Raw genomic sequence first — 13,533 nt, 5'->3', positions numbered from 1 at the left:
TAACCAACCATATTTTAATGATTAGGCCGATTGATTTTAAGTTTAATCCGCAAACGGCTGGCAATAATAAATTTCAACAAGAGAGCTCGGAAAGCGATGTACAACAGCAAGCCTTAAAAGAATTCGATGGCTTCGCAGACATGCTCCGTTCAAATGGAGTAGATGTAACTATTATCGATGATACCCTAGAACCTGCTACACCGGACTCGATTTTCCCGAATAATTGGATTTCGTTTCACGAAGATGGCTCGGTATACTTATACCCTATGTTTTCTGAAAACCGGCGTGCCGAGCGTAGAAAAGATATTATCGACCAATTGAGAAAGCGATTTGAATTGAGGCATGTGGGCGATTTGAGTTTTTTTGAGCAACAAGTTTTATTCTTGGAGGGCACGGGCAGTATGGTATTAGATCGTGATAATAAAATAGCCTATGCTTGTTTAAGTGTTCGCACGAGCGAAGAGGTATTGAACAACTTTTGCATGCTAGCGGGGTATTTTCCGCATACTTTCCATGCGATAGACCAAACCCGTTATCCTATTTATCACACCAATGTGATGATGTGTGTAGGCGATACCTTTGCGGTGGTGTGTTTTGAATCTATTCCAGATGCGATAGAACGGGATGAATTAAGGCATAGTTTTTTAAGTACCCATAAAGAAGTAATCGAGATTAGTTTCGATCAGATGAACCAATTTGCAGGGAATATGCTACAAATGAAAAGCAATGCAGGCGAAAGCTTATTGGTGATGTCGGAACAAGCCTATTTGTCGTTAAACGATAGCCAAATTGCTTCCTTAGAAAAGCATTGTAGATTGCTATATGCACCTTTGTACACCATCGAAAAAAATGGCGGGGGCAGTGCACGATGCATGTTGGCCGAAATCCATTTGCCCGCTTTATTGAACAGCCAACCCGTCGATAAATAAGCCCATTGCATCTATTGAAGTTAATCGCACTTTATACGTTCCTGCATTAATCATAGTACCTGTATTCGTAGCTAAATAATTCCATTTCCCTTCTTTTGTTGGTGAAAAGGTAATTTCTTCCGTTTTCATTAGCGTTCCATCTGCCATTAGAAACGCTAATTTACCTTTTAAATTCGTTTGGAGGGGATTATGATATTTTAGGGTAAGCGAATACGTATCGGCCACACCAACATTTATGGTAAATTCGAGAATATCTCCTGACTTAGCTTTATAGGTAACTCTTTGCTTACCCATTAATTCTGCTTTTACGATAGACAAACCTTTTAAAAGTGCATCAGTTGCGCTATAGGTGGTTACGGATTTCAAATCGTACGCTGGCTCTAAATTAGTTGGAGGTAAAACGGCAACTATTCCATATACTCCCAGTTCAACCTGTGCCCCTTTATTAAATCTTTTTCTAAATACCTTAAATTGTTGACCTGAATTATTGATAATGCTCGTTTTAGTATCTTCATAGTCTTTTAATACATCAGGCCGGGAATTGCCATAGATGGCCACAAAAACATCAGCTGTATCGTTTAATTTAAAACTTAAGTTGCTTTTTGCTAGTCTATCTTGAAACCAATCGGCACCATATAAATTTGAAGGTAACGAATTTAAGAGGATACCGTGTGCGGGAAATTGTTCGTTACCAATATCCATCCAGCTTAAGGGTTTCTGATTTGATTCTGCAACCATCGATTCGCTTTGTGGTGCAGATTTAACATTTTTATTTAAACTTGCAATGGCGATGGCAGAAATCACAGCTTGACCAGCTTTTATTTCGGGAAAAGAAATAATTAAGCGTCCGCCTTTTACAGTTGTTTTAATAGTTTTCTTGAGTAGAGAATCATGTCCGGTTAATTTCCATATATCTAGGTCGTCTAGTACCGTTTTATCATTAAAAGCAACATCAAATAAACGCATGCCTGTAGCATCCATTCCCCCACCCGTACCCATCCAAGGCTCGATAAAATACAACTCCACCAAATATTCGCCATCTGGTAAGGGAAAATGAAATTTTAACTGATCGCGCCCATACCTAAAGGTTTGAAAAAGTGGCCAATCTTTAGTACCATTAATGGGATCGAAAGTGCGGCGTTGACTTGCGAAAAATGATGGCACGCCTGGAAAATCGATTGTCCACGAGGTAGAACCGAAATTTTCTTTTCCCGAAAGTTGTCGATCGGCCCACCATTTAAAACCTTGTTTGTCGGTATAGTCTGGCCCCCCACAATTTATCCGATAGATATAGTTGTAATCCTTTTGTGGGGTATTGAGGTTAACATTGCTATATAGATCATCAAAATGAGGAGCTGGAATCGAGAAATTTTGCAAGATAATTACATCTTTTGCTACTGGTTTTCCATTTACATAACCTATCGCATAAAGCACATTGTATTTAACTAATGGCTTATTCCACTGAAAATGAGTACCAATGCTGTTTCGTTTTTGTTTACCTAGCGATTGATGATTTACATCATTAAAAAGTTCTACCTCATCGCAATTTGAGTACACCACAATGCTATCTTTTATTCCTATGTTCGTTTCAATTTTATCCTTTGCCGAAGCACTAGGCCATCTATTTGGCCAAGTATGCGATACGATATACACCATGGGTTCTTTTTCTTTCGGCGCATAATTTGCACGAAACATATAAAAAACATCAGTTGGTTCTTCCCATGGGGTAAACATTCCCTTATAATTCACTGGACCTACACGATCTAAATCGCGTAAGCCTTCACCTCCTTGTACACGACCAGGATTATCGTGAGAGCTATATAGCCAAAAGAAATGTCCCGCTACTTTATCTTTTACCGACTCGGCTAAACGAACTTTCGTTTCCATTAAACTGCTCATGAGGTTTTCGGTGTACCCTTTACCTAAAGAATCGACTTCATGTAAATCAAGCGTTCGCCATGCGCCATATTCGCCCACCAGAACCTGCTGCTGTAAATCTTCGGCATAGGTAAATGGATTTCCGCCATAGGTACCCGTCCAATTTTGGGGAACATCCCAATCAGTGCCCTTGCCCCCATTACATGTAGTTACTTTACGTTGTGCAGAAGCAGTAGGGTCGAGCTTTCTTATTAATTCGGTACATTCTCGCGCAAAATCTTCGGGCAAGGTACTTTCGTTTTCTAAGCCCCATAATACTACCGAAGGACTATTCCTACGTTCGATTACCCAATCGGTTAATAATGACTTAAAATTCTTTCTAAATTCGGGAGTATCGTACCAAATATGTGCAGCCATTTGCGTCCAACTTAAAATGCCCAGCTTATCCCAATAGGTTTGATAAAGTAAATTATGAGGTTGATGAGCATCACGAAAAGCGTTAAAACCGGCCGATTTAATCTGCATCACCCTCGACCTAATTTGTTCATTGCTAAAAGCGTGGCTTTGACCGATTAAATGTTCATATTCGGCAATTCCATTAATAAAAACAGGCTTTCCATTTAACAAAAACTGCTTGCTATTCTTTGCATCCCCAATAGGCCAGCTAATCCATCGAATGCCATAAGGCGTAGTAATTTCATCTGTAAGTACCCCATTTACCCTTAAAGAAGTGTTAATGGTGTATAAATATGGGTTTTCTAAAGACCAAAGCGTTATATTTTTTAATTCATCGGTAATTTGTTTGACTATCATTTGCTTTCTAGGCAAAACGGTTACGCTCTGTGATATTGTCTTAACCACCTTACCCTTAGCATCTACAACCTTATTGGTAAGCGTTATCTTCTTAGTGATGGATGAATAGTTCTTCAGCGTTGTAGCAAAATTTAAGTATGCTGATTTTTCAGAAACCTGATCGTTATTCCAAATATGCACCCCGAAAGGCTCAATTCGCACATCATTGGTAACAATAAGATGCACTGGCCTAAAAATCCCCATGGGTTGTGAGCCTTCAGAAAAACCTCGCTCCGTAGCGCAACCTCCATCAACCCAAGGTAAATCTTGAACGTTAGCGGGGTGATCAGCCCGGATGGCCAGTAGGTTTACCTGATTATTGAGCTTAATAAAAGCAGTAACGTCTACCGTAAATGTTGTTCTTCCTCCAGCATGATAACCCACTCTTTTCCCATTTAACCATACAGTAGCATACGAGCCCACACCTTCAAAAAATAAAAAAAACCGTTTTCCTAACTTTACCTCATCAATTTTAAAGGTTTTACGATACCAAGCATAACCATGCTTATTTCCGTGTAATTTACGTTGATAACCTTCGTATTGATCCCAATTATGCGGAACATTTACTTTTTTCCAAGTATTGGAAACATAATTGATGTTCTCGAAGCCATGATAAGCAGTTTTACTTTTCTCGTCGGCTATGGTTAACCAATTTGAGTTTAAAGAAATGTTTTTTCGAGTATTTTGAGCTACGGCTGGGGTTATAAGGAGCAGACTAATGGTAACCACATAGGCACATAGATAACATAGGGTATGCGTCTTAAAAAATATTTGTGCTAGGTGCCTATGTGGTAAAAAAATACTTTCAATCATAACAACTGTAGCTCCCCATTTAATTTATAAGTCTCACCAGCTTTAGTAAGGATAGAAACATGCTGCTTTTTATACATTAACTTACAATTCCCCCCAACTTTCGATTTTACTTCTAAAGCAATTAACTTTCCTTTATCCCATTTTATTGCCAGTTCAAATCCGCCTCTAGCACAAATTCCTTTCACTTCACCATAAGGTAGTGCGTTTGGCAGAGCGGGTAAAATTTCGATAAACGATTCGTGACTTTGAATAAGCATTTCACCAATGCCCGCAGCAGCACCAAAGTTTCCATCAATTTGAAATGGCGGATGCGCATCGAAAAGATTTACATACGAACCTGCCTTACCATCGGTTGCAGGCTTAAGCAGCATTTTTATCATCGTCATGGCATGGTCTCCGTCTTTAAATCGTGCCCAAAAGTTAATCTTCCAAGCCAAACTCCAACCAGTAGCTTCATCGCCCCTATATAACAACGATTGTTTAGCGGCATTCATTAGTTTAGGTTGCGTTTCCCACGTAATATCGTCGCCGGGATAAACGCCCCAGAGATGGGAAACATGCCTGTGTTTGTTTGTGGTATCGTCTATATCCGTTAACCATTCTTGCAGGTGACCATATTTACCGATTTGATTTGGTGCTAGCAGGGCCAATTTTTCTTGCCATATTTTTCGTAAAGCTTCATCTGTTCCTAAAATCTGGGATGCTGAGATACAATTTTTAAATAGTGTTCTAATGATTTGATGATCCATGGTTGGACCGGCAACTAGGCCTCCATTTTCTGGGGAATTGCTCGGGGTGCTAATTAGCCAACCTGTTTTTGGATCCTTCACCAAAAAATCGTTAAAAAATAGGGCTGCTTGCTTCATTAGTGGATAGCCTTCATTCGCTAAAAATAAGTGATCTTTTGTAAACTGATAATGCTCCCACAGGTGTTCGCATAACCAAGCTGCTCCGCTAACCCAAATGCCGTGATTCGAGGCGTTAATTGGCGCTGTACCGTTCCACAAGTCGGTGTTGTGATGCAGTACCCATCCGTTAGCATTGTAATAGTCTTTAGCCGTAACAGCACCTTTATCGGCAAGCGCTTTCATTTTAGCAAACAGTGGTTCGTTTAAAGCAGATAAATTAAGAATTTCTGTGGGCCAGTAATTCATCTCTAAGTTAATATTGGTAGTGTATTTGCTTCCCCAGGGTGGACTAAGCAAATCGTTCCATATGCCTTGTAAATTGGCGGGCTGGCCGCCTGGCCGAGAACTAGAAATGAGTAAATACCTTCCATACTGCAGATACAAAGCAATTAAGTTCGGGTCGTTAGCCCCATCGAATTTTTTTAAGCGTTCGTCGGTAGGCAGTATTTCATTTTCCGTTCTGCCGAAGCTTACATCAAAACTGTTAAAATAATGACCATATTCCCTGATATGTGCTAGCTTTAAATCTGTATACCTTTTGTTCTTTAAGCTCGTTAAAGCAGTTATATTTGCCCTTGCCGGATTTCCTGAAACATCAGTCGCATTGATAAAATTAGTACCCGCAGTAAGGTATAACGTAACTTCATCAGCATTTGCTATCGAAATCTTACCGTTTGCAGTTTTCACTGCTCCATTCTTTACGATCGCCGTTAATCTGCTTTCGCCCTTTAGGGCACCATCTTTAACGTGTATGGAAAGGGAGATCATTTGGTTAGATAACCCTTTAACCATCGAATGTTGATGTACGCTAGACAATACTGCATCAAAAGAAATCGATTTAGGTTTACTTGCTGTTAAATGAACAATAGTGGCTTGATTTACCGCACTAGAAAAGTATTCTCTTTTATAGTTAATACCATTTAACGTATAAGTTGTTGTCGCTATTGCAGTACTTAAATCAAGCATTCGCCCATAGTTTTTGACAATGCCGGTATGATTTTTAAAATACAAGTTTAAATCGCCAAATGGCTGATAACTTGCTTGATATTGCGCCACTGCGGGCGGTTCGCTATTTTGGATTTTGTATTTCCATTTTTTTACGAGCGAAATTCCTTGCTCAACAGTTAACCCAACAGGATAAATTCCGATTTTTCGTTTCGTGTCTTTATAGCCTGCCAACCCACCTTTATCGAAATAATTAAGCACCATTATGGCTATGGAGTTTAATCCGGGTTTAAGCAATTGCGCTGGAATACTATATTTTCGAGGTTCAGCATTATCGGTATTGCCAATCAACTTTCCATTGATGTAGGTAAAATCGTGGTCACGTATACGATTTAAGTCGAGCACTAGCGCTTTCCCTTTCCAATTGGGCGGAACAGTAAACGTAGTCCTAAACCAAACTGCTCCATCTAAATTTGGCAAACCAACCGTCTCCCAGCCTTCGTACGAAGGTACATTGATCGTTTTCCAAAGGCGATCATCGAAATGAGGCATAGAAGGTCTTTTGTCTGCCGTTACGGCTACCGTCCATTTTTCGCGATCGCCAGCTTCACTTTGCAGGCCCATAAACCTTTCTTGTGCTAAGGTTTCGGCTTCTTTTTGTTTCCCTTCAGCTAATAATTGTCGTATTTTCGGCAAATAAATGCTAGCATCTGGCCGATTATAATTTCGGGGCTTACCGCTCCATAACGTTTCTTCATTAAATTGGATATGATCGGTAGCCACACCCCCGTACAGCATTGCGCCAAGCCTACCATTGCCTATAGGAAGAGCATCTGTCCATTTTTCAGCAGGCTTTTTATACCATAATACATATTGGGAAAAAGCATCAGATGTACAAAGTACAAGTACTACAAAGAAAACTCTCTTAAACAAATTAGCCATCATTCGTCATTCGTCTATTTTAGTTACAGGTTCAGGAACATCATCTTCACGTTTTATGGGATTCTTAAGATTATTAAAATTATTTGCGCCTAAAGTAATATTTTTAGTTTCAGCACCACTTAATCGTAAATAAGGGGATTCGCTTTTAATGGGAAAAGCGTTGTAAATAAAAGCATCGGTAACATCTTTTAAATCTATAGTTGCTGAGTTTACTATTGGCGAAAAAGTTTTTACGCCATTTGCAATAAGGTAATTTACTTTCGCTGCCTTTATGGCTGAACCGATTTCTGTGTTTACGGTTACATTATGGAACTCAATTTTACTGGCGTTATTAATGATAAAGCCTGTTTTTGCGTCTAAATTAATATCGTTAAACGAAATATTATCAATAGGCATTTCTTCTATTCCGTTAATAAAACCTGCTTGATTAACTTTGCCGGTTATGTTACTAAAATGAATATTTCTAAATCGTGGTGTACGTTCAGAAACGGGCTCTGGAGTTGTTTTTGCATACTGCATATCGAGTACAATGGCCTGATCCCGTATTTCTTTCATGATGATATTACTTATGCGGATTTCCTCGACAATTCCGCCTCTTCCCCTTGCGGTTTTAATTCTGATCCCGCGGTCGGTACCATCAAACACACAATTGGATATGCTAATTTTACGTACATCACCACTCATTTCACTTCCGATTACGACGCCCCCGTGCCCCGAAAGCATGGTGCAATTGGTGATGGTATAATTTTCTGCAGGCATTGCCATTTTTCTACCTGGTTCATCTTTACCCGATTTAATGGTGATACAATCGTCGCCCACACTGATATGGCAGTCGGATATACGCACATTTCTACACGATTGTGGATTTATGCCATCCGTATTCGGCGCCTGCGATTTAGGATTAAGTATTGTGACAGCATGAACCGTTACATTTTCACAAAACTCAGGATTAACCGTCCAAAAAGGCGAATTAATAATGGTAATTCCTTGAATTAATAAATTTTTGCAATACATGGTCTGAATGAAAGGGGGTCGTAAAAATCCTCTCTTCATTTGTTTAGGGTCGTCTGGCAATAAAATATCTTTATTAAGTTCGTCGAATTTGATTTGCCATTTAGATCGGGGTCGACCTTCCTTATATCCCTCTACAAAATCCCACCACTTTTTACCGTGACCATTGATTATTCCTCTGCCCGTAATGGCAATATTTTCGGCTTTGTAAGCATAAAACAAGGGCGAGAAGCTGGTAACATCTACACCTTCGTATCTGCTTTTAACCATGGGTAAATAATCGTCGAAGTTATCGCTAAAATGGAGTTCGGCACCAGCATCGATAAAAATAGTTATGTTGCTTTTTAAATGAATCGGACCCGTTAGATATTTCCCAGCAGGAAAATAAATGGTGCCGCCCCCTTTTTTTGAAGCCGCATCGATAGCGTTTTTAATGGCTAAAGTGGCCAGCTTACTGTTATCATTTTTTGCACCATAACTAACTACATTATAGTATGATTGAGCCTTAATACTTAAACTAAAGATTAATAGTATGATTACTAATTTTATGGCGTGTTTCATGTGCATCTTTTTTACCATTACTTCTTAATGGTTTAAATATTTAATTTAATTGCTTTCAACGCTGTTCCTTTATAAATTTGTTTGCCGTTTACATAAACTTTAAAACCCTGCCCTTGGTTAAATTTTTTGCCCGTTTTATCCCATAATATACTAATGGTTTTGCCGTGGTAAGATACATTCGAAAGCTTAAACCATTCCCATTTTCCTTTCGGGATGAGTGGATTAATTTCTAAGATTGAATCTTTTCTTGGTTTGATACCAATTAAATCACTAATTATTAAATCGTTAAAGGTAGAATGATTGTAAAAGCTGCTTCGTGGATTATCGCCTTTTAACCATTCGCCAGTTTTTTCATCCTGGTATTCGCCAATATAAGGTTTTCCATTTTTAGTGTGCGAAAGTGCATATTGGTGCAGTTCGTTATAAAATACCGTAGCATTCATTTTACCATGATTTTTATAATTCGTTAACAAGTTAGAAAGACCTTTAAGGGTTTGCGAGGTAGCAAAAGGCCACAATGCACCATCCCATTCACAACTATGGCCCGAACCACGCGTTCTAAAGGTGGGTTCTCTACGCTCGGCAGTGGTTAGCCCCCAAGGCGCTTTAAACCCATCTGTGTCGAGTATTTGATCCCAGGCCTTGGCATATTCAGGTAAATCTGCTGGCAAGTTAAAATCCCAGGGAACAAACCCAATAGCTTCGCGAGCTGTGGCAAGCGGGCCTTTAGCCATTTTAGTTTTAAAGAAAGAGGCAGATGAATCCCATAAACTATCCATTACCAATTTTCTAAGTGCAGCTGCTTTTGCCTGATATTTAAGTAGAAGCGCTTGGTTGCTGGTTTGTGCAGCCATTTCGCTTAAAGCTTTAGCATTGGCATACATGTAGCTATTAATGGTAGGGCGTCTATTCTCATCCTTTCTCGAGCCGCTTACTGATTCTTCCATGCCGTCTTTTACATCATGCTGCCAAAATAATCCACTTTTTAATTGCCTTTCATTTTCCCATTTATCGTAATCAGCAGCTAAGTCCGGTAAAATTCTTTTTATGAAAGCCAGGTCGGGTTTAACCAGATTATTTTGATAAACCGCATCATCTACCCAACTGCTAAACTGGTGAAAACGAGGCTTAGATTCTCCTTTATCAGCACTATACAACCAAAAATTAATGTATTCCTTGAGGTAGATAGTGTTTTTAAGCCAACGGCCTTCGTAGAGGTGGTGACCTAATGCACAGCTAATGGAATTGTATTTTCCTGCATGTTTTACAGGTTCTATAAATTCGGTAAAGATGAAACCATCGGGCGATTTTACCAAGTGCTTACGGAAGGTCCACCACCGATAATAATAATTTTGTTCAATCACTTGATCGGGGCATTCTAACATCGGAATATTTTCATTTAGCCAAGCAAAAGCCTTATCGTTTGGGATATAATTTTTTACAGCTTCGGTGTCTAAACTGTTAAAAAAAGTTACATATTTCTTCAATTTTCGATTTGGGCCAATGTATTTATCCTGGGTATAGCCTATCAAATTTAAAAAGGCCAGCAGTAAGATTAAGAGTCCTATTCTTTTCATCATTATTCAAATAACCAATCTATATCTCTTCCTCGTCTGTCGAGACCAGCATTAAAAATCCGTATTTGTTCTTTATCATCTATAAATCCCAAAACAAGACACAATCCTTTGCCCAGGTTTAAGGTATGTGAACCTGTATTGAAGGTAAAAGTATGTACGTTTACAGGTGGGAAACCGTTCACAATAACTGCATTAGCGATTTTAATTTCCGATTGACCGTAGTTATTTGCACTTGCATCGGTCTCTAACTGTGGGGCAGCCAAGTAGGTCGGGTTTTTCTCATTAAAATACCCAATGAGCAGTTTTACACGATTTGTAGTGGTAAATTTAATTTCTGTACCCGTATTAATTTGCACTGCTTTCGAAAATTTTATGCCTTTTAAGCCCACTAACTTTTCAGTAATTTCTTTTATTTTAACGGAAGTATCAGAAAAAACTAAACCAGAGGTATCTAATTCGTAAGCAGCAAAATCTGAAAGCAATTGTACTTCAGCATTTTTAAAAGGTAGAACTTTTGTTAGGGTGCCAGTTTTATTATTTTTCAGGGAGTCGATACTTCTTTTAAAATGGTTTAACTCGGCCGTAAAAACTGGTAGCATTTCTTTCCAGGTGATAAAGGTTTTATCGACCCCTCTCATTGGTATTTTGCGCTGCTTGGTTTCCATACTGTTAGCGTAGAGATAATCTTTCTCTGTTAGCTTAACGAGTTCTGTATAATGAGTTAAACTTTTCTGTAAGAATGGTAAAGCTTGTTCGAGGTCGGAAACTTGATTGGAGTACTTGAACCGTAAAACTAATAATGCTGCCTTCACTTTTTCGGCATAAGCATTTGCCATGGCATTGTAGCAATACATATCGTTTTTTAAGCGTGCGAACTCCTCTTTGTTCTTGGTAACCGAACCAGAAGCCAGATTAATGGCCTCAATTGCTTTTTTTCCATGTTCTACAACTTCCTTAGCTATTTGAACAGGGGTTTCTCCAACATGCGGTTGTTTATTCCATTCCTTATCGGCGTATTCGATAATCATTTCACCTTCAGGAGCTTCAGATTCGTACATCAATGTAAACAATCCATAACGAAACGGATTAATTAGTTGTGTCATTAACATACCGAGTGTTAGGGTTTGTCGATTACCATCTGTTATTCCGTAGCGGCGCAGTAATTTGGGGGAGATTTCGCCCGATTCTTCATAGGCTTTTAAAATTGACTTTCCAGCAGTTAAATGAGTACCATAAGTGGTAGCCAATTGATTACTCCAATAGTTAACTTCACCTTCACGATTTCTATCTGCATTCCAAGCGTAGCGCCCCCATTCCTTATACCAAATCCAATCGCGCTCTACCTCTAGTTGACGGCCTTTTACATTATCGGCCGAATATGGCCAGTCCCAATAGGAGGCTTGAGGATACAAATGCAGGCCGTTAGCACCATAAATCTTATGCATAGCTTGAACAGATTTTTGAATGAAATCTGCAGAACCATAGCGAAAAGGTTCTAAATTAGCCAAAATATGCACATTTGAAATATGAACGGTGCCGATAGCACTTAAATTACGGTGTAGCTCCGCCCAGCTTCCTCTGGGTGCGTAGGTGGTTAATGCCTCACCATTAAATTTGGCTTCGGTATATAAATTTTTGTAGATTGGAAGTGCCGCTTTCATTACCCTTGCAGCATCTGTATCGTGTGCTCGGAGTACAATTGGGGGTTCTCCTTTAATTCCAGCTTCCTTTAATCCATCTTGCACACCAGGAATAATCGTTTTCGTGAACCAATCTACATCATCTTGGCCAACTCCCTCCATAGCTTCGCCTAAGGCCACCATCAAACCTACATTAGGATATTTTCTCACAAATTCGGCAATCGATTTACGAGTATAATCGGCAATAATTGGAATAATTGGTCGGTTTCTATCCTGCGTTTTCAGGTTATGTTTTTCTGCAAAAGGTTTTGGGATAAGGATGTTATAGAACATCTGGATTACCCAAATACCCCTCTTATCAGCCTCTTTAGTTAAAAATCTAAAGATTTCTTCATTTTTCTTAAACGTTTCCTCATCAACCTCTAAAGCGTAAGGATAATCTTTTAATTTAACGAGTGATGAAAAAGGATGTCCGTTCCATAGATAGAGTGAATTGTAGCGGTTATCGACCATCATATCCAGATATTTAATCCACAAAGCCTTATCGTAAAACCATGGAAAACTTTCTGGTGTATAGGGATATTCGTATACATCCCTACCGGGCAAATAGTCGGGTTTCTGTAAACCAATACACGTACCCCTTAACACCATTTGTGGATGATCGATAAGGTTTAGCTTCGCTGGAATCTTACCTTTAACTTTAATATCATCAATTAATGCTAAGCAACCATATAGAGTTCCAGAAGCATCTGCTCCAACAATATAAAGCGTGCCATCTGAAGTATAAGTTAAGGTAAAACCTTCTTTCCCTGCTGCTAAAGCTTTCTTTTTAACTACTTCCGGAAGGATTTTGTTTAAAACAGGATCGTTAACTACACTAATTACTATTGCTCCTTTAGCTTTTTTAAATGTTTCATTGTAATTAACTACTTTAAGGTTAATATCATATTTTAGGCGAACTAATTCTTTAACAATTTTCTCGGCACCAAAACCCACTCTTGGATGTGTACTAATTTGCGTAGAAAGAAATACAGTATAGGTTGGTTTAGGCCCTGTACCTTTTGCAAAAGTGGGCAGATACCAGAGAAACACCATAAAAGGTATAAAATTTCTTAGAAAAGGCATATTTGGTTAATTAGCTTTCAAATTTAGTGACCAGCAGTTAATTCTTACTGTAGCATTTCTACCAATTCATGTAGAATATTAGCAATATATAAAAATAAAATTAATTTACCTATAAATATATTATTCACCCATAAATTTTTTTAAACAATCACTTTGCACCAATTTGATCTACGATTTATTTTCTTTTTACTAAGTAATAATTACATCATCAGCCACTATTACTTTCTAAATTTTTCTAAATATTATTTTCCACTAATTACTAATTCCCACCAATTGAGTTATCCAATTTTTACTTAAATACTTGTTAATGTATAAGGATGTTTTGATGGCCATACCGCTTGACTATGCCAAT

The 13,533-nt window shown here is 38.6% G+C and carries 6 protein-coding genes; 1 reads left to right on the top strand and 5 read right to left on the bottom strand.

Annotation, left to right across the window (positions count from 1 at the left end; genetic code table 11):
* Positions 1-17: 17 nt before the first annotated feature.
* Positions 18-929, top strand: a complete 912-nt coding sequence (ctlX, locus tag WG904_RS15055; protein ID WP_339580162.1) for a citrulline utilization hydrolase CtlX — start codon at positions 18-20, stop codon at positions 927-929.
* Here the strand turns inward: ctlX and WG904_RS15050 are convergent.
* From WG904_RS15050 to WG904_RS15030, 5 genes are read right to left on the bottom strand one after another with little or no spacing between them, the layout of a single operon-like run.
* Complete coding sequence (locus WG904_RS15050; protein WP_339580161.1) at positions 900-4,472, bottom strand: malectin domain-containing carbohydrate-binding protein; 3,573 nt, start codon at positions 4,470-4,472, stop codon at positions 900-902. The two genes, ctlX and WG904_RS15050, sit on opposite strands and share 30 nt — an antisense overlap.
* Positions 4,469-7,270, bottom strand: a complete 2,802-nt coding sequence (locus WG904_RS15045; RefSeq protein ID WP_339580160.1) for a glycoside hydrolase family 95 protein — start codon at positions 7,268-7,270, stop codon at positions 4,469-4,471. The genes WG904_RS15050 and WG904_RS15045 overlap by 4 nt, the downstream gene beginning before the upstream one ends.
* 3 nt (positions 7,271-7,273) lie before the next feature.
* The gene (locus WG904_RS15040) at positions 7,274-8,839 is read right to left on the bottom strand and encodes a glycoside hydrolase family 28 protein (protein ID WP_339580159.1); all 1,566 of its coding nucleotides are present in this window, start codon (positions 8,837-8,839) and stop codon (positions 7,274-7,276) included.
* Between the two features lie 32 nt (positions 8,840-8,871).
* Positions 8,872-10,419, bottom strand: coding sequence for an MGH1-like glycoside hydrolase domain-containing protein (locus tag WG904_RS15035; protein ID WP_339580158.1), 1,548 nt, complete (start codon positions 10,417-10,419; stop codon positions 8,872-8,874).
* On the bottom strand, positions 10,419-13,181 hold the full coding sequence (locus tag WG904_RS15030; protein WP_339580157.1) for an alpha-d-galacturonidase: 2,763 nt from the start codon (positions 13,179-13,181) through the stop codon (positions 10,419-10,421). Before WG904_RS15030 ends, WG904_RS15035 begins: the two co-directional genes overlap by 1 nt.
* Positions 13,182-13,533: the final 352 nt, after the last annotated feature.

The sequence above is a fragment of the Pedobacter anseongensis genome, from assembly GCF_037482965.1.
Classification (GTDB): domain Bacteria; phylum Bacteroidota; class Bacteroidia; order Sphingobacteriales; family Sphingobacteriaceae; genus Pedobacter; species Pedobacter anseongensis.
This window is presented reverse-complemented; position numbering and strand designations above follow the sequence as displayed.